This is a genomic window from Citrobacter telavivensis (assembly GCA_009363175.1).
Classification (GTDB): Bacteria; Pseudomonadota; Gammaproteobacteria; order Enterobacterales; family Enterobacteriaceae; genus Citrobacter_A; species Citrobacter_A telavivensis.
Genome location: CP045205.1, coordinates 3,797,068 through 3,813,333 on the forward strand (window position 1 = coordinate 3,797,068; position 16,266 = coordinate 3,813,333).

Annotated in this window: 20 protein-coding genes, 1 tRNA gene and 1 pseudogene; 15 read left to right on the top strand and 7 right to left on the bottom strand. The window is 49.7% G+C overall.

Annotation, left to right across the window (positions count from 1 at the left end; all coding sequences use genetic code 11):
- Positions 1-24: 24 nt before the first annotated feature.
- Positions 25-438, bottom strand: a pseudogene (locus GBC03_20620) (dihydrofolate reductase).
- A gap of 171 nt (positions 439-609) precedes the next feature.
- Here GBC03_20620 and GBC03_20625 point away from each other — a divergent pair.
- Positions 610-801, top strand: a complete 192-nt coding sequence (locus GBC03_20625) for a hypothetical protein (GenBank protein ID QFS72432.1) — start codon at positions 610-612, stop codon at positions 799-801.
- Here GBC03_20625 and GBC03_20630 read toward each other — a convergent pair.
- Positions 798-1,754, bottom strand: a complete 957-nt coding sequence (locus GBC03_20630; protein ID QFS72433.1) for a diguanylate cyclase — start codon at positions 1,752-1,754, stop codon at positions 798-800. The two genes, GBC03_20625 and GBC03_20630, sit on opposite strands and share 4 nt — an antisense overlap.
- Positions 1,755-2,125: 371 nt before the next feature.
- Between GBC03_20630 and GBC03_20635 the strand changes: the two genes are divergently transcribed.
- The 8 genes from GBC03_20635 to GBC03_20670 all read left to right on the top strand — a co-directional run bounded on the left by GBC03_20635 (position 2,126) and on the right by GBC03_20670 (position 9,385).
- Positions 2,126-2,386 (top strand): hypothetical protein, encoded by a 261-nt coding sequence (locus tag GBC03_20635; GenBank protein ID QFS72434.1) that lies wholly within the window; start codon positions 2,126-2,128, stop codon positions 2,384-2,386.
- Positions 2,386-2,622 (top strand): hypothetical protein, encoded by a 237-nt coding sequence (locus GBC03_20640; GenBank protein QFS72435.1) that lies wholly within the window; start codon positions 2,386-2,388, stop codon positions 2,620-2,622. Before GBC03_20635 ends, GBC03_20640 begins: the two co-directional genes overlap by 1 nt.
- 364 nt (positions 2,623-2,986) lie before the next feature.
- Complete coding sequence (locus GBC03_20645; GenBank protein ID QFS72436.1) at positions 2,987-4,225, top strand: IS110 family transposase; 1,239 nt, start codon at positions 2,987-2,989, stop codon at positions 4,223-4,225.
- Between the two features lie 212 nt (positions 4,226-4,437).
- Entirely contained in the window at positions 4,438-4,941 is a 504-nt protein-coding gene (locus GBC03_20650; protein ID QFS72437.1) for a DUF1543 domain-containing protein, read from the top strand.
- A 319-nt stretch (positions 4,942-5,260) separates the two neighbouring features.
- A complete protein-coding gene (locus tag GBC03_20655; protein ID QFS74090.1) occupies positions 5,261-6,778 on the top strand; it encodes a diguanylate cyclase in 1,518 nt (505 codons plus the stop codon).
- A 380-nt stretch (positions 6,779-7,158) separates the two neighbouring features.
- Positions 7,159-8,010: an aldo/keto reductase gene (locus tag GBC03_20660; GenBank protein ID QFS72438.1), complete on the top strand. Its 852-nt coding sequence runs from the start codon at positions 7,159-7,161 to the stop codon at positions 8,008-8,010.
- Between the two features lie 26 nt (positions 8,011-8,036).
- On the top strand, positions 8,037-9,026 hold the full coding sequence (locus GBC03_20665; protein ID QFS72439.1) for an aldo/keto reductase: 990 nt from the start codon (positions 8,037-8,039) through the stop codon (positions 9,024-9,026).
- Positions 9,027-9,151: 125 nt separating this feature from the next.
- Positions 9,152-9,385 carry a hypothetical protein gene (locus GBC03_20670; protein QFS72440.1) on the top strand — a complete coding sequence of 78 codons (234 nt, stop codon included), beginning with the start codon at positions 9,152-9,154 and terminating at the stop codon, positions 9,383-9,385.
- Between the two features lie 64 nt (positions 9,386-9,449).
- On the opposite strand, the gene GBC03_20675 is transcribed toward GBC03_20670, so the two are convergent.
- Positions 9,450-9,537, bottom strand: a tRNA-Ser gene (locus GBC03_20675).
- Between the two features lie 274 nt (positions 9,538-9,811).
- Here GBC03_20675 and yccA point away from each other — a divergent pair.
- Positions 9,812-10,471, top strand: a complete 660-nt coding sequence (yccA, locus tag GBC03_20680; GenBank protein QFS72441.1) for an FtsH protease modulator YccA — start codon at positions 9,812-9,814, stop codon at positions 10,469-10,471.
- 89 nt (positions 10,472-10,560) lie between these two features.
- Complete coding sequence (gene tusE, locus GBC03_20685) at positions 10,561-10,890, top strand: sulfurtransferase TusE (protein QFS72442.1); 330 nt, start codon at positions 10,561-10,563, stop codon at positions 10,888-10,890.
- Here the strand turns inward: tusE and GBC03_20690 are convergent.
- Genes GBC03_20690 through GBC03_20700 form a run of 3 tightly spaced genes read right to left on the bottom strand, consistent with a single transcriptional unit; the run spans position 10,887 to position 12,575 of the window.
- Complete coding sequence (locus tag GBC03_20690; GenBank protein QFS72443.1) at positions 10,887-11,168, bottom strand: acylphosphatase; 282 nt, start codon at positions 11,166-11,168, stop codon at positions 10,887-10,889. The genes tusE and GBC03_20690 overlap by 4 nt on opposite strands.
- Before the next feature lie 60 nt (positions 11,169-11,228).
- Entirely contained in the window at positions 11,229-12,017 is a 789-nt protein-coding gene (locus GBC03_20695; protein QFS72444.1) for a helix-turn-helix domain-containing protein, read from the bottom strand.
- 15 nt (positions 12,018-12,032) lie between these two features.
- Positions 12,033-12,575 (bottom strand): YbhB/YbcL family Raf kinase inhibitor-like protein, encoded by a 543-nt coding sequence (locus tag GBC03_20700; protein QFS74091.1) that lies wholly within the window; start codon positions 12,573-12,575, stop codon positions 12,033-12,035.
- A 218-nt stretch (positions 12,576-12,793) separates the two neighbouring features.
- On the opposite strand from GBC03_20700, the gene rlmI reads away from it, so the two are divergent.
- Both rlmI and hspQ read left to right on the top strand, forming a co-directional pair.
- Positions 12,794-14,005, top strand: coding sequence for a 23S rRNA (cytosine(1962)-C(5))-methyltransferase RlmI (gene rlmI / locus GBC03_20705; GenBank protein ID QFS72445.1), 1,212 nt, complete (start codon positions 12,794-12,796; stop codon positions 14,003-14,005).
- 57 nt (positions 14,006-14,062) lie between these two features.
- Positions 14,063-14,380 (top strand): heat shock protein HspQ, encoded by a 318-nt coding sequence (gene hspQ, locus GBC03_20710; protein ID QFS72446.1) that lies wholly within the window; start codon positions 14,063-14,065, stop codon positions 14,378-14,380.
- A gap of 68 nt (positions 14,381-14,448) precedes the next feature.
- Here the strand turns inward: hspQ and GBC03_20715 are convergent, their stop codons facing one another.
- The gene (locus tag GBC03_20715; GenBank protein ID QFS74092.1) at positions 14,449-14,862 is read right to left on the bottom strand and encodes a CoA-binding protein; all 414 of its coding nucleotides are present in this window, start codon (positions 14,860-14,862) and stop codon (positions 14,449-14,451) included.
- A 172-nt stretch (positions 14,863-15,034) separates the two neighbouring features.
- Between GBC03_20715 and GBC03_20720 the strand changes: the two genes are divergently transcribed.
- Both GBC03_20720 and mgsA read left to right on the top strand, forming a co-directional pair.
- Complete coding sequence (locus tag GBC03_20720) at positions 15,035-15,697, top strand: DUF2057 family protein (GenBank protein QFS72447.1); 663 nt, start codon at positions 15,035-15,037, stop codon at positions 15,695-15,697.
- A gap of 93 nt (positions 15,698-15,790) precedes the next feature.
- Positions 15,791-16,249, top strand: coding sequence for a methylglyoxal synthase (mgsA, locus tag GBC03_20725; protein QFS74093.1), 459 nt, complete (start codon positions 15,791-15,793; stop codon positions 16,247-16,249).
- Positions 16,250-16,266: the final 17 nt, after the last annotated feature.

The following is a 16,266-nucleotide window of genomic DNA, read 5'->3' on the forward strand; positions in this document are numbered from 1 at the left end:
ATTACGTGGGTAGGATCATTCCACCATTAGCGAGTGAGTAGCTGAAGGACTGCCAAACATTAAAATTTCGCTGCCCTCGTTACGCTTGAGCTTGCTGATTTCGTCGCTTAAATTGCGACTGATAATTTGCGTATTAGGGTGATTTTTTTCCAACAGGGTTTTCGACAACACCACTTTGTGGGCAGATTTATACCAACGCGAATGCGCATGGTCATGCGGACTGGCGTCAGGCTTATCGGCAGCAGTTGGCCAGTACGACTCCATCATCTGGTAGGTGGTGCGCCCATATAAGGCGGTGTCGGTCTGTTGAATCCGCTGCTCCACGAATTCAAACAAATCGGGGCTTATGCTTATCCAGGCCAGACTCGCTGGGCCCTCAGCGGTAGAAGCTACAAAACCATCCAGCGACACATGGACAAAAGAAACTATTTTTCTCATGATTTTCTCTTTGATTAAGTTTTGATTACATAGCCTGTGAGGCCGCCAGGGTTTGGTTCCTACCTTCAATCGCACCAATTTTCTCCAATACCATCTTGCGTGCTTCCGCATCCGGAAAAAACAGACGTATCATCACTTTGGTTTGTCCATCCACCACTGATCACGCCGGAGATGGTGACGAAGGTATTCCTGTTATGGGGAGCAGTTCATGGGAGCACTGACTATATCGTCGAGTATTACCGCTCGCTAAGGCCGCACGAATATAACGGTGGGGTACCCTCAAACGAATCGGAAAACCGATACTGGAAAAACGCTAAATCGGTGGTTAGTTTAGTTGACCACGACAGATTTGCGGGTGCTTAGACATGCTTACGTCGTTTTGCTGAGTACATCACCTCGTCGCTTTCTTTCAGCATCTCCACCAGAGAGGGGTAACGAACCGGATCATTATGCAACATTCCATAAGAATAATTAATCGTATAGGGTTTCCCCGAGTGGTCGTTGTACTCATCCACACTTTTACGCACCCCTTTTAAAAAGGCACCAGTCCGGGATTTGTGAGTGACGAGAACGACGAATTCATCCCCTCCAATTCGTCCTGCGATATCTCCGGCGCTAAGATGCTGGCACAACAGAGCGGAGAATACTTTTAGCACCTCATCTCCTTCGGCATGCCCCCAGAGATCGTTAACAGGTTTGAATTTATCGAGATCCAAAAAGATAAGACTGAAAGGGACATTCGTCTGAGTAAGGGCCAGAAATCGCTTCTCCCCTGCATTGTAAAAACCACGATGATTGGGTATGCCTGTAAGACTGTCAGTCATGGCTATGCCCGTAACCTTAAATTCATCCTCAACTATAAATGCCAGGTCTCTGAGTGATGCAATATCATCGTCGTTGAAGGGCCGGGGAGAGGAATGTATCAAACAAAGTGTACCTGCAACCGCGCCATCAGGAAGATGCACGGGATAACCCGCATAGAATCTGATATAAGGTTCACCAATCACCAGAGGGTTATCATGAAAACGATCATCGCTAACCGCATCGTTAACAATAAATGGACCTTCCTGCAAAATGGCGTGGCCACAAAAGGAGACATTACGAGGCGTTTCACGAGTCCCCAACCCTTCGCATGCAAGCAACCACTGGCGCTCGCGATCAATCAGGCTAATCAGTGCAACTGGCACCTGAAAAAGTTTCTTTGCCAGACGAGTTAAACGGTCGAAACGCTCTTCAGAGCCTGTATCAAGAAGGTCTGCCAGATAAAGAGATTTTAATCGTTCTTCCTCATTTTCCGGGATGCCTGGAAATTTCATATAACCTCGAAGACATTAACATGTTTACGCCAGTCGTATTCAGGCGTACAGACGGAGTGAGTCTTTCCTATCATATGAATATAGCTCAAACAAAATCACCAGCCTGGTAGGGCATCCATACTTGAAGAAATATTATTGTATATCAATAAATAAGTGTCACTCTATCTGGTAAATACAGTCGGTAATGGGAAGAGCAATCCGCACGCGCTACCCCTGTTAAGCAACAAACGTTAAGCCATTCTGTTCTGGATAGTCCACTTTGTGCCAGAAGCAGACATCGTGACTGGAACAGGATCCCTGCTAAGATAACGCACTGATGAAAAAAGCATTCAATTGCCAGAAGTTGGCGAAGACAATGAAAGGGAGGCGTAATGTTTACCCCGGAGTTTATAAATGAAGAACGCGGCGAGTTTTTCCTTGTGGCCAACCACAGTCTTGAATCTCCGGAATCGATAGAACTCAGTATTGCGTACAATATTGCCAGAATATGCTGGGGACTATCGCAGTTGCCACCGCACATTCAAACTTGCCGGGTAGTCTATGACATCAGAGGGCAATCCATCCCTGACCAGGTTCAGGCCCAGGTCAGGCAAGCGCTTGAGCAGGTAGCAATTGTGGAGTTTAAAAGCTGATGGGACTTCAGTTAATTATCAAAGCAGAACGTAACAAGATAGAAAAAGCATTGGGATCGCTGACATCAGAATGTGAAATATTTCCGGTCGCTGAAGGCTTTTTCGGTATTTCCATTCCGGAGCGCAGTCTCTTATCCGCAGGTGAAGCTGCCGTTCTAAAAAAACTTGAACCACTCGCACGTTTTGACCTGTGGCAGGGAGCCTGGCAAGAACCCAAGCGACGTTGGCTTTGGTGAGATTCTTGTCCGCCCACATTCAGTTTACTTTTTCTTCTGATCCCACCTGAAAGACAACATCTTGAATTCCCACACCATGTTGTATCTCCATCGGATATCCTCCGGCCTTGGTTCTGTAGTGGTCAGCCATGAGCGAGATATAGTCATTCGTACCCTGAGAATTACACTTTGAAGTGATTCAGGGTATGCGCTTACTGGTTACGAATATTGAGCGAGAATCATGTGATGATCGCCGCTTTTCTTTCGAGCCAGTAGGTGCTCCACGTTCGCTAACGAATACTCAGGGCATGCAGATAAACTGCTGGCTATATTTCTTTCGAAGAGCGTGGAATGCATACCAATCCCCGATAAAAAGGAGTTGGTGATGACTGTGACTAATCAATTTGCTGCGCACGTTGGTCTGGACTGGGCTGATAAAAAACACGATGTCTGTGTTCAGTTTAAAAACGGTGAACGCGTATTCGATGTGATTGAACATACAGCAGAAGCGCTTGATGCCTGGCTTACTGAGTTACACCAGAAAGTAAAAGGTAGAATCGCAATAGCTCTCGAACTGAAGAAGGGCCCCGTGGTATATGCTCTTCAAAAATACCCCTTTATCACCGTTTTCCCCGTCCACGCATTGTCCCTGGCTCGTTATCGGCAAGCCTTCTCGCCCAGCGGCGCTAAAGATGATCCGCAGGATGCCGAGCTGGCATTAGAGTTAATGCTGCGTTACCCCCAGAAGATAAAAGCTATTGAACCCGACAATGCGGATATTCGCTTACTTCAGCAACTGGTTGAGCAACGTCGTCAGTTGGTTGAAGATAAACGACGCTTTGTGAACCGGATAATCAACACGCTTAAACAGTATTATCCTCAGCCACTGGAGTGGTTCTCACATCGGGGTAGCTTACTGTTGTGTGAGCTGATTATCCGGTGGCCCAGTCTGCAACAACTGAAACGAGCCAGACGCGACACGATCCGCAACTTTCTGAATGCCAAAGGTGGTCGCGCTATGGCCCTTACCGAGCAACGTGTTGCGAGTATTGATAATGCGATCCCATTGACTACAGACCCGAGTGTTATAGAGGCTAATGCTTTGATGGCAGCAGCACTGGCGACACAAATTAAAGTCGTGAGTGAAATCATCAAAACCTATGACGAACGAATCGAAACGCTGTTTGACACATTGCCAGATGCGGGGCTGTTCAAATCACTTCCGGGCATGGGACCGTGCATGGGCCCACGGATGCTTGCTGCACTTGGTGATAACCGTGACCGGTTTAACAGCGCTGAAGAAATTCAAAACTACGCAGGTATAGCACCGGTGACCGAACGAAGCGGCCAAAAATCCTGGGTTCACTGGCGATGGCAATGTGCCAAGTTCGTCAGGCAGACCTTTGTTGAATGGGCTGCCAAGACGGTTAATTCATCATACTGGGCCAAACTGTATTATCAGGGCCTCAGAGAAAAGGGCAAATCTCATCAGTCTGCGATCCGGGCACTGGCGTTCAAATGGATAAGGATCATTTACCGCTGCTGGAAGGCCAGAACCTGTTATGACGAAGCGAAATATTTGCTGGCTCTCGAAGCGAGACACTCGCCCTTACTGAAGCCATAAAAAGCTTGTCGAATGTCTCAGGGCGTGAAGCTGACCTTCTATCTGCAGCCGATGCCTGTGGCTTACCGTGTCAAAGCCCCCAGGAGAAAGACAACTATCATTCGAGGGCAAAGCCCTAATGCATAAGCTCAGCACTCTCCTTTTTAAGGTTGCAGTACGAATCGTTATGTATTCAAATGCATAACGATATCCATATTGGAAGAGGATGATTGATGAACCTGTATATGTTTTATATCGGTGGTAATGCTGGCAAATCAAATATTGAAGTACACGACATTCAGTTTGTCGCGGCCAAAAAGCCAGAAGACGCCTGGCCCGCCCTTCGCGATGCATGGTTTGGCGATAAAGATAAAATTCATATTGACGGTTACAGCCGTATCACCTGGGTTGACGGTTATTCCGTCACATTGTCTGCTGAGCCTTCTCGAGCTGCAAACAAGTTATTTTTCGTCAATGTGGGAGGTTACAGGCCTGATACGCTTGCTGAGTTACATGAGTTCGATTTGTTTGTGGCCGAAAATGCCCTGCAGGCCAAGAGTAAAGCATTAAAGACACTGCTCTGTGGCGCCGACCATCAGCATAAGGATAATCTGAAGGACGTGGATGATTGCCTGTTACTTGAAAAAATAGGTGAGTTTTTTATTAATTTGACCCCCTGCGAGTCAGGAAGTCGTGATCAACCAGAGTGGCAGGGCTATCAGCCGATAGGTGTCTAATATTGTAAACATAAACCAAGCGAACGTCCGCTCCTGACACGGCGCGGACAGAAAGCAAGGTTATAAGGTCCGCTGTGATCGAGGAGCAGACGTTCGTCTAGTGTATAAATAGCAATGTCGCTTACGCCATCGGAGCTGCCTCCCCGCTTTCTTATTCAGCGCGAATTTATGTGGAGTGCCACGAAGCAACGGCTTATCGGCGATGGTATAGCGGAAAACACACATTGTGTTGACGATATAGCAATGCAAACGAGTGAATATATTGATTGATGTTATACTGACGGTCATTTCCGAGTGGGACAACAAGGGGTTATCTATCTTGCTCAGACAAAAGTATATCAGTGCTATTTTTTTAATCGTTGTTTGTACCACTGTACTTTTTATTGCACTGGCCGTCCGTGAGGTACACGAGTTAAAGAGCTACCTGGGATATGTCGCTGAAAACGGTAAATCGGCACTTTTCCATGAAGAATCTATTAACCAGAGTATTGCCACACGACTTTCCCGGGCGTTTTATACCAGAACCGTGTCTGCGCCCGCAGCCCGCAGCGAACGGGTCGCCATTTGCCAGTCCCTTGAAAAGGAAGGTGATATTTACGGATTCAATCTGCTGGCAAAAAAAATGACCAGCCTGAACGGCACTCTGCAAACCCGTAATAAATCGTGCGAAAACTGGGCTGGTGATATTAGCGCGTTATCGGTTATTCACACGGCTGAGAGCAAGATTTTATCGAAGTACAGCTTTTCAAATTATACCGGGTATAGGTTCAGGAACATCCGGTACTACATCGATCTTTCTTATAATTATATTTATATTAATCAGCCAGTTAATACAAAAGACTACACTTTTAACAACTGGCTGGTTGGCAATAACAACACTATCAACATCGCGCGTAGTGCTCACACCATTTCCATTGATGACAATGCCCTGAATGATCTGCTTAAGGGTGAAAGTACGCTGTCTCATATTTATCAGGATGGATATACACATAATAATATCATCAGTATGCTTACCCCGGTATTTCTGGGTGATAAGGTAAAGGGCGTTCTGATCACCGACGTCAATATTAACGATCTCGTGGTTTCGTTTAAAACGGTCGATCGCCCCTTATTATGGAAATTCCTTTCTTTATATGTTACTGATAATGAAACCGGCACGCATATTTTTTTCCATAAGCCACAAATCAAGTCATATGATTTAATCGGCGACGAAGATAAACTCACACGGTACAACACAGTCCATGTAGAACTGGATGCTATCTATGTCATCATTACCAATTTATGGCTATTAGTGCTTTACATCCCGGGTACCTGGATATTATGTCGCTATGCCCGTAAGCAGTTAATCAGACAGGAGTCGCTTTCCAGAGATAATGTGACGGACGCGATGACCGGTTTGTATAACCGAAAAGTCATTACACCGGAGCTGGAACAAAAAATCCGTTCACTTGTTGACAAAAACATCCCCATCACGGTTATCGCCATTGACAGTGATGGACTCAAAAAAATCAATGATTCTCTTGGCCACCATATGGGTGATAAGGCAATACAGACACTGGGACTGGCACTGGGGAATGCCATTCGTAAAAGTGACTATGGCATACGGCTTGGAGGTGATGAGTTCTGTCTGGTCCTTATCGATTATTCTCTGAATAAATCCCGAGATGTTATTACCCGTACGCAGGAACAATTACTCGCGATTGATCCGAATAAGCTGGTCGCATTTTCCTGGGGAGCATATCAGCTCCTGTCAGGAGATACGCTGGAAGTGGCGATGCTGAAAGCTGATGAATTACTTTATCAGCACAAACGTAGCAAATACGAGGTACGCCGATAAGCCAGTGTGCGTATTCATTATTCGCTACTGGCACAAAACGGACCTGGATATTAGCCAGCATCTGCCAGCAGCGATCATAAACAGATAAGGAATGTTTATGTAAAGATAACACCCGCCGAATACGAAACTCAATATTATCAACGATTTGTAAGTGTCTGGATTATCCGTGGCGATTCAATTTCGAATAGCCGGGCTGCCAGCTAACTTTTACCTGAACCGCTTATCCAGAGCCGCTTCAGGTCGCTGGTTATCAGTACAGCGACCTCAGATACCGACAAGATTGATGAGCATAGCTAATAAACCCTAGCTAATTACCCCATCTAATCGAATAAATCAGTTTGCGTTATGCTTTTTCTGAACAAAAGCGGAAGGACTATGTCATGCAAACTGTAAAACTGAACAACGGTATTGAAATGCCCCTGCTGGGTTTTGGTGTGTTCCAGATGACGGATGCCGCTGAATGCGAGAGAGCCGTTATTGATGCCATTGAAACGGGATATCGCCTGATTGATACCGCGGCGTCCTACCAGAATGAAACCCAGGTCGGGAACGCCCTGAAGCAAAGTGGTATTGCGCGCAACGAACTCTTTATCACCACCAAACTTTGGCTACAGGATACGAATTACGAAGGTGCCAAAGCGCAGTTTGAACGTTCACTGAACCGACTTCAGTTGGACTATGTTGACCTGTACCTGATTCACCAACCTTACGGTGATGTCCACGGTGCCTGGCGTGCAATGGAAGAACTGCAGCAGGCAGGCAAAATTCGCGCCATTGGCGTAAGCAACTTCCATCCGGACAGACTGGCCGATCTTATCGCCTTCAACCGCGTTGCCCCTGCGGTAAACCAGATTGAAGTTAACCCCTTCAACCAGCAACTGCACGCTGTTGCGTGGATGCAAAGCCGTGGCATCCAACCGGAAGCATGGGCACCGTTTGCTGAAGGAAAAAATGGGTTGTTCCAGCATCCCGAATTAGCGGCGATAGGCCAGAAGTACGGAAAAAGTGTAGGTCAGGTTGTCCTGCGGTGGATTTTCCAGCGAGGCATTATTTCGCTTGCAAAATCAGTGCGAAAAGAACGCATGGAAGAGAACATCAACATTCTCGATTTTGAACTCAGTGCTGAAGACATGCTGCAGATTACCGCACTTGATACTGCCACCAGCGCATTCTTCTCTCATCGCGATCCGGCGAGAGTGGAGTGGCTCACTGGCCGTAAACTCGACGTTTAAGCCGCAATAATAGAGGTATTCACACAATGCAAAAACGTTATCTGGGTAAATCCGGGCTTGAAGTATCAGCCCTTGGACTCGGTTGTATGGGCTTAAGCCACGGCTACGGCCCGGCGACAGATACCCGCCAGGCGATTGAACTCATACGGACAGCGGTTGCACGTGGCGTCACGTTCTTCGACACCGCCGAAGTGTATGGTCCGTTTTTGAATGAAGAGGTTGTCGGTGAAGCGCTAAAACCCTTTCGCGACCGCGTGGTCATCGCCACAAAATTTGGCTTTACCTTTGGCGATGACAACAAACAGCAGATTTTAAACAGCCGCCCCGAGCATATCCGCGTGGCCGTTGAAGGATCGTTACGCCGCCTTAAAACCGACGTCATTGACCTGCTTTATCAACACCGTGTCGATCCGGACGTGCCAATTGAAGATGTCGCAGGAACGGTGAAAGACCTCATTGCTGAAGGAAAAGTCAAACATTTCGGTCTTTCCGAAGCGGGCGCGCAGACGATTCGTCGTGCACATGCGGTTCAACCTGTCAGCGCCCTGCAAAGCGAATACTCCATGTGGTGGCGTGAACCTGAACAGGAGATCCTGCCGCTTCTGGAGGAGTTGGGTATTGGTTTTGTGCCATTCAGCCCGTTAGGTAAAGGCTTTCTGACCGGAGCAATTACGTCAGGAACAACGTTTGGTAAGGATGATTACCGAAGCCAAGTGCCGCGTTTCACCGCTCAGGCAATTGCCGCCAACGAAAAGCTGGTTTCGTTGTTGGGTGAACTGGCAGCCGATAAAGGGGTGACGTCTGCACAAATCGCGCTGGCATGGCTATTGGCACAAAAATCGTGGATTGTTCCTATTCCGGGCACCACCAAACTGCATCGCCTCGAGGAAAACCTGGGCGCCGTTGACGTTATTCTTTCTCAGGATGAGCTGTCCCAGGTCACGCACGCGCTGGAAACGATAAAAATCGTTGGCGAGCGTTATTCGCCTGAGCATCAGGCTCGCGTAGGCCGCTGAAACTTAAGCTTGCGATATCCATAAATCAAAATCGCAAAAATTGCTGCGATGCGGGAAGATTCCGTCACAGGTCAATGTTCCGACGACGCCTGTGCAACACCAGAGAAAAGAACCCGGAACCGTTGATGTGGGCCAAAGGGAAATTCGGTGTTTTCCTCGATATTAACCCACGCGGCACGGTACTGGCAGCCACGTTGCACTCCCCCACCGCAAGCAACGACGATCAAGGAAGGGTTTATTGCCGAAAGGTAAAAATCACGCCGTTGGCCGACGTGTCAGCACAGGAAAAACAGGCATTAAAAAACCCGCTTCGGCGGGTTCTTTTTTTGGAGTTGGTTTGGCTATTGAAAGAAAAATAGTCCAATACTATACCAACAGCCCGAAAAACAAAGGGGTTACCTTTCGGTAACCCCTTGTTTAATCTGGCGGAAGCGCAGAGATTCGAACTCTGGAACCCTTTCGGGTCGCCGGTTTTCAAGACCGGTGCCTTCAACCGCTCGGCCACACTTCCGGAATGAGGCGCACTATAAACATCCCAATGCGCCGTGTAAAGCCCGAATGTGTTCGTTTGCCTGAAAAACAGTCAAAATGCTGTTAATAGCCTGAAATAACAACAGATTGACCATTTATTCAGCACAATACTCACGCTTTATCAGCCATTCACCATAATCCACGATGAAACCTGATTTAGATCAAATGAGTAAAGATGGGTAAAAGCGCTGTGTGCGCGGCTGTGTTTTCATTATCCTCCATCATTAATTACATCTGTCATAAGAGAGTGACTCATGGATCGTATTGTTAGTTCATCACATGACCGTACATCGCTACTCAGCACGCACAAGGTGCTGCGCAATACCTATTTTCTGCTGAGCCTGACGCTGGCGTTTTCGGCGATCACCGCCACCGCCAGCACCGTGCTGATGCTGCCTTCTCCGGGTCTGATTCTGACGCTGGTGGGGATGTACGGGCTGATGTTCCTGACCTATAAAACGGCAAACAAGCCGAGCGGCATTATTTCCGCGTTTGCCTTCACCGGCTTCCTCGGTTACATCCTCGGGCCGATTCTGAACGCTTACCTGTCCGCAGGGATGGGCGACGTGATCGGTATGGCGCTGGGCGGTACCGCGCTGGTGTTCTTCTGCTGCTCCGCCTACGTGCTGACTACCCGTAAAGACATGTCCTTCCTCGGCGGTATGCTGATGGCCGGTATCGTGGTGGTACTGATTGGCATGGTGGCGAACATCTTCCTGCAACTACCGGCACTGCATCTGGCAATCAGCGCGGTGTTTATCCTGATTTCTTCAGGCGCAATCCTGTTCGAAACCAGCAACATCATCCGTGGCGGTGAGACCAACTACATCCGCGCAACGGTTAGCCTCTACGTTTCGCTGTACAACATCTTTATCAGCCTGCTCAGCATTCTGGGCTTCGCCAGCCGCGATTAACGGCAACAAAGCATGACACCCGGCCCCGCTTATGCGGGGCTTTGTTTTTTGGTAAACTGCCGCCAGGTTGTCTAACGCAGTGAAGAATTATGTTGATCTTTGAAGGTAAAGAAATCGCTACCGACTCCGACGGTTATCTGAAAGAGAGTGCGCAGTGGAGCGAACCGATGGCTGTAGTCATTGCTGAAAACGAAGGAATCACCCTCTCTCCGGAACATTGGGAAGTGGTGCGTTTTGTTCGCGACTTCTATCTGGAGTTTAATACCTCGCCTGCGATTCGCATGCTGGTCAAGGCGATGGCGAATAAGTTTGGCGAGGAGAAAGGCAACAGCCGTTATCTGTATCGTCTGTTTCCGAAAGGCCCGGCGAAACAGGCCACTAAAATTGCTGGCCTGCCAAAGCCGGTGAAGTGTATTTAATAGCGAATACTAAAACCGGTAAATTCCTCACGAGGACGGTGCGGCTCGCTCAGGACTCTGTCTACCCGGGCAGAACTCGGGCCGCCGTCTTTGAGCCACTTCAGTAATTTGTCGACCTGCTCCGCTTCGCCGCTGGCGACAACCTCCACGCTGCCATCATCCCTGTTCCTCGCATAGCCGGTTAAACTCAGTCGCCGCGCCTCATGCTGCGTGGTATAGCGAAATCCCACGCCCTGAACCCGGCCGTAAACCCACGCGATAATGCAGACTCTCGCCATGGCTATTCTCCTTCTTATCGAAAACGATGAGCGTAACCTCACACGGTTATGTGAATAACATTAACGTACCTGTTTCGGCAAGCATCCGTAATATTGGCTAAACCTCGCCGTAAATCGCGAGCCTGAAAGATAGCCGCTGCGCAATGCTATCTCTCCTATTGGCAACGTCGTCGACTGCAATTGAGATAACGCATAAGACATACGGACCTCTTCAACAATCTGTCGGTAGCTCTGCGATTCTTGCTGGAGTCGTCTGCGCAACGTGGAGGTTCCCATGGCTAACCGATGTGCAATATCCTGTGCTCTCCAAAGCTTAGCAGGTGCCAACATAATGAGCTGGCGTACCTGTTCCGTTAGCGTGTAACCCCGTTCGATAAGCAGTGGACCGATTGCCCCTTCATGCAACAGTGCGAGTAATAATCCCATTGCCTGATGTGCCTGCAACTCAACCGGCAATCCCTGGCGCACAGCGGAAAGTAAATTCGTCCACATAAACGCCAGACTGGAGTTCATCGGCGTACATAAAGAGGTCAGCGTGGCGGGCGGAAAATCCTTAACATAGGTTTTTTTAAATGCGGAAATCATGTCTGGCGAGAGTAGCAGGAGATCTGAACGAAAACCGCCCTGCCCGGGTTGATTAATAATGTCCAGCGACGTGTTCGCCGGAATGATGATTAACTCGCCAGGTTTTGCAACCAGGCGATTATCCTCTTGCATAATGACTTTGCTGCCCTGCGTGATATGGCAGAGTGCAGCAGAGAAAAGCTTAACACGATGCAAGCGATGACGTTGGCTGGAACGCACCTCCGCTGTCGTGAGAACATTATGTTGAAAATAAACGTCCTGCACCGTGTTCTCCTCTGTTTATCTTCCGTATGTGGCTGTCAATTCCGCTTTGGCAATGACATGACTGTTAAGCATAAATCCCACCAGCGCACCGCTCGCATTGTGATCGATGGGTAAGGCATCGGTGCTGAGTGCCCATAAAGTGAACTGATAGCGGTGCGGCTTATCTCCAACCGGCGGACAAGCCCCGCCAAACCCAGCATAACCAAAATCGTTACGCCCCTGAACAATCCCCGCCGCCACGGTTTCCATCTTCACACCAGATGGGAGAGCATGAATACTTGCCGGAATATTCACGACCGTCCAGTGCCACCAACCACTTCCCGTAGGCGCATCGGGATCAAACACAGTGATCGCGTAGCTTTTTGTTCCCTCGGGCGCATTTTGCCAGTGCAACTGCGGAGAGATATTTCCGCCTTCACAGCCAAATCCATTAAAGACCTGCTTTTGCGTTAAAACGAGATTATCGGGAATGTCTGTACTGCCGAGGCTGAACGCCGGAGAGGCCGCCGCACCATAGCTGAGCGTCGTCAGCACAATAGCCGTCAGATAAGATGACATATTCATTGTATTTCCTTATTCAGATTAAGAAATGACAATCTATCAGGCGCATACCCAGGAAATTGTGCCTCTGTGCTTTCAGTTTGTGCCGAAATGCTCACTGTCGGTGCTGATGATTGCATCCCGCATCTGTGCTACCCTACGCGCCATTTTGTTTTAACGGTATCAGGCTGGAATAGACACCCGGCTCGCATCACTGTTTGTGTGAGGTTGCTCGTATGACTGAATCTTCATTTCCTCAATATCCCCGCCTGGTGTTAGCCAAAGGGCGCGACAAATCATTACTTCGTCGCCATCCGTGGGTCTTTTCCGGTGCCGTTGCCCGCATGGAAGGTAAAGCCAACCTCGGTGAAACCATCGACATTGTTGACCATCAGGGTAAATGGTTAGCCCGTGGCGCCTTTTCCCCGGCGTCGCAAATCCGCGCGCGCGTCTGGACCTTCGACAAGTCCGAATCTGTCGATATCGCCTTCTTCACCCGCCGTCTGCGACAGGCGCAGCAATGGCGCGACTGGCTGGCGAAAAAAGATGGACTGGACAGCTATCGTCTGATCGCCGGTGAGTCCGACGGCTTGCCGGGCGTCACCATCGATCGCTTTGGTCATTTCCTCGTGCTGCAATTGCTCAGCGCCGGGGCGGAATATCAACGCGCCGCGTTGATTAGCGCGCTGCAAGCGCTCTACCCGGAATGTGCGATTTACGATCGTAGCGATGTCGCAGTGCGTAAAAAAGAGGGTATGGCGCTGACGCAGGGCCCGGTCACCGGTGAGATCCCTCCAGCACTCCTGCCAATTGAAGAACACGGTATGAAGCTACTGGTCGATATCCAGGGCGGCCACAAAACCGGCTATTACCTCGATCAGCGTGACAGCCGTCTGGCAACGCGCCGCTATGTCGACAATCAACGGGTACTCAATTGTTTCTCCTACACCGGGGGGTTTGCCGTTTCTGCGCTGATGGGCGGCTGCCGTCAGGTTATCAGCGTCGATACTTCCCAGGAAGCGCTGGATATTGCGAAACAGAACGTCGAACTGAACAAACTCGATCTCAGCAAGGCTGAATTTGTTCGTGACGATGTTTTTAAACTGTTACGGACCTATCGCGATCGCGGCGAGAAATTTGATGTCATCGTGATGGATCCCCCGAAGTTTGTCGAAAATAAAAGCCAGTTGATGGGGGCGTGCCGGGGTTACAAGGATATCAACATGCTGGCTATCCAGTTGCTGAATCCGGGTGGCGTGCTGCTGACATTCTCCTGCTCCGGTCTGATGACAACAGATTTATTTCAGAAAATCATCGCTGATGCCGCAATTGATGCGGGTCGTGATGTACAATTTATAGAGCAGTTCCGTCAGGCCGCCGATCATCCCGTGATCGCTACCTACCCGGAAGGGCTGTATCTCAAAGGGTTTGCCTGTCGCGTCATGTAACTTGAAAAGTGGAATTTTACCCTTATATCAAGGGTAATGATTTCCCGGGAGGTGACTATGATTGCCAGCAAATTCGGTATCGGCCAGCAGGTCCGCCATTCCCTGTTAGGATATCTCGGAGTGGTCGTGGATATCGACCCGGTCTATTCGCTTGCGGAACCGTCACCTGATGAGTTGGCGGTCAACGACGAGCTTCGTGCTGCTCCGTGGTATCACGTGGTGATGGAAGATGATGACGGTCGTCCGGTACATACCTATCTTGCCGAAGCGCAGCTAAGCAGCGAAACGCAGGACGAACATCCTGAACAGCCTTCGATGGATGAGCTTGCTCAGACCATTCGTAAACAGTTGCAGGCCCCCCGCCTGCGTAACTGATCCTTGTTGAGGCCCGATAGCACATTGCTTATCGGGCCTGTTTCCTTTCTGCCATCAGGGCAATTAACTTACTTTGTCAACCCCAGGCGCGGGATCTCAATCGCCGGGCAGCGATCCATCACCACCATCAGACCCGCTTCGCGCGCCAGCACCGCCGCCTGCTCATTGATCACGCCCAACTGCATCCACAGCGTTTTCGCGCCAATCGCGATCGCGTCCTGTGCGACGCCCCATGCCGCTTCTGAATTGCGGAACACATCCACCATGTCCACTTTTTCCGGCACGTCCGCCAGCGTCGCGTAGCCCTGCTGCCCTAGCAGCGTTTTCCCGGCGACCTTCGGAGAAACCGGAATCACGTGATAACCCTGATCGAGCAAATACTTCATCACACGGTAACTTGGACGATCGGGTTTATCGCTTGCGCCAACCAGGGCAATGGTACGGGTCGAGGTCAAAATGCCAGCAATGTCGGTCTCTTTCATCATCATTCTCCAGGCTGTTTTGCAAAGTGTACGACAATCCTGACGACCCAACCATGCGTCCCACCCGTAAGTATGAGAGCAAAACGCCAAAATATGTCTATATGTTAGTAAACATGATTGTCGAAAAATTTTGATACATTCTTACCCGGCGGTCTTTGGACAGGAGAACCTTATGAAAACCGGCACTGTGACCCTGATGATTGCCCTCTGTTTGCCGGTCGCGGTTTTCGCTACCACCCTCCGTCTTTCAACCGATATTGACCTGCTGGTGCTGGACGGCAAAAAGGTCTCCAGTTCACTCCTGCGCGGCGCGGACAGCATTGAACTCGACAATGGACCGCATCAACTCGTTTTTCGGGTTGAGAAGACAATCCGTCTCTCCAGCCATGAAGAACAGCTCTACATTTCCCCACCGCTGGTGGTAAGTTTTGACACTCAGCGTGTGGGTCAGGTCAATTTCCACCTTCCGCGTCTGGAAAGCGACCGTGAAGCCAGCCATTTCGACGCCGCTCCGCGTCTGGAGTTGCTGGATGGCGACGCAATGCCGATCCCGGTACAACTGGATATCCTCGCCATTACCTCAAAAACAGAAACCATTGATTTTGAGGCAGAAACAGAGCGCTACAATAAATCGGCCAGGCGCGCCTCCTTACCCCAGTTCGCCACGATGATGGCCGACGACAGCACCCTGCTTTCGGGGGTCTCAGAGCTGGATACCATCCCTCCCCAATCTCAAACCCTCACGGAACAGCGCCTGAAGTACTGGTTTCGCCAGGCGGATCCGCAAACCCGCAATAGCTTTCTGCAATGGGCGGAGAAACAGCCCTCTTCCTGATGTCTTTGACACGTCCGGCTTTTTTTTCGTCTTTCTCTTGCAGCGTCAGACACATTCAGTACTCTGTAGCAAAACCCACAATGGAACTGAATGATGGAACTGACGACTCGCACTTTACCTGCGCGTAAGCATATTGCGCTGGTTGCGCACGATCACTGCAAAAAAATGTTGATGAGCTGGGTAGAACGCCACCAGCCGTTGCTGGAAAAGCACGTGCTCTACGCGACCGGGACAACCGGAAATCTCATTCAACGCGCAACGGGTATGGACGTTAACGCCATGCTGAGCGGCCCGATGGGCGGCGATCAGCAGGTTGGCGCGTTGATTTCTGAAGGGAAAATTGATGTGCTGATTTTCTTCTGGGATCCGCTTAACGCCGTTCCGCACGACCCGGATGTGAAGGCGCTGCTCCGTCTGGCGACCGTCTGGAATATCCCCGTCGCCACTAACGTCGCCACTGCGGATTTCATCATCCAGTCGCCGCACTTTAATGACGATGTCGATGTGCTCATCCCCGACTACCCGCGTTATCTGGCTGATCGTCTCAAGTAATCCCACGCAGGCGACAT

Coding starts and splice junctions, on each gene's coding strand:
- GBC03_20690 (QFS72443.1), bottom strand. CDS start 11,168: ATGGCGAGAGTCTGCATTATCGCGTGGGTTTACGGCCGGGTTCAGGGC.
- yccA (QFS72441.1), top strand. CDS start 9,812: ATGGATCGTATTGTTAGTTCATCACATGACCGTACATCGCTACTCAGC.
- GBC03_20670 (QFS72440.1), top strand. CDS start 9,152: ATGTGGGCCAAAGGGAAATTCGGTGTTTTCCTCGATATTAACCCACGC.
- GBC03_20650 (QFS72437.1), top strand. CDS start 4,438: ATGAACCTGTATATGTTTTATATCGGTGGTAATGCTGGCAAATCAAAT.
- GBC03_20635 (QFS72434.1), top strand. CDS start 2,126: ATGTTTACCCCGGAGTTTATAAATGAAGAACGCGGCGAGTTTTTCCTT.
- GBC03_20715 (QFS74092.1), bottom strand. CDS start 14,862: ATGAAAGAGACCGACATTGCTGGCATTTTGACCTCGACCCGTACCATT.
- GBC03_20625 (QFS72432.1), top strand. CDS start 610: ATGGTGACGAAGGTATTCCTGTTATGGGGAGCAGTTCATGGGAGCACT.
- tusE (QFS72442.1), top strand. CDS start 10,561: ATGTTGATCTTTGAAGGTAAAGAAATCGCTACCGACTCCGACGGTTAT.
- GBC03_20630 (QFS72433.1), bottom strand. CDS start 1,754: ATGAAATTTCCAGGCATCCCGGAAAATGAGGAAGAACGATTAAAATCT.
- mgsA (QFS74093.1), top strand. CDS start 15,791: ATGGAACTGACGACTCGCACTTTACCTGCGCGTAAGCATATTGCGCTG.
- hspQ (QFS72446.1), top strand. CDS start 14,063: ATGATTGCCAGCAAATTCGGTATCGGCCAGCAGGTCCGCCATTCCCTG.
- GBC03_20720 (QFS72447.1), top strand. CDS start 15,035: ATGAAAACCGGCACTGTGACCCTGATGATTGCCCTCTGTTTGCCGGTC.
- GBC03_20660 (QFS72438.1), top strand. CDS start 7,159: ATGCAAACTGTAAAACTGAACAACGGTATTGAAATGCCCCTGCTGGGT.
- GBC03_20665 (QFS72439.1), top strand. CDS start 8,037: ATGCAAAAACGTTATCTGGGTAAATCCGGGCTTGAAGTATCAGCCCTT.
- rlmI (QFS72445.1), top strand. CDS start 12,794: ATGACTGAATCTTCATTTCCTCAATATCCCCGCCTGGTGTTAGCCAAA.
- GBC03_20640 (QFS72435.1), top strand. CDS start 2,386: ATGGGACTTCAGTTAATTATCAAAGCAGAACGTAACAAGATAGAAAAA.
- GBC03_20645 (QFS72436.1), top strand. CDS start 2,987: ATGACTGTGACTAATCAATTTGCTGCGCACGTTGGTCTGGACTGGGCT.
- GBC03_20700 (QFS74091.1), bottom strand. CDS start 12,575: ATGTCATCTTATCTGACGGCTATTGTGCTGACGACGCTCAGCTATGGT.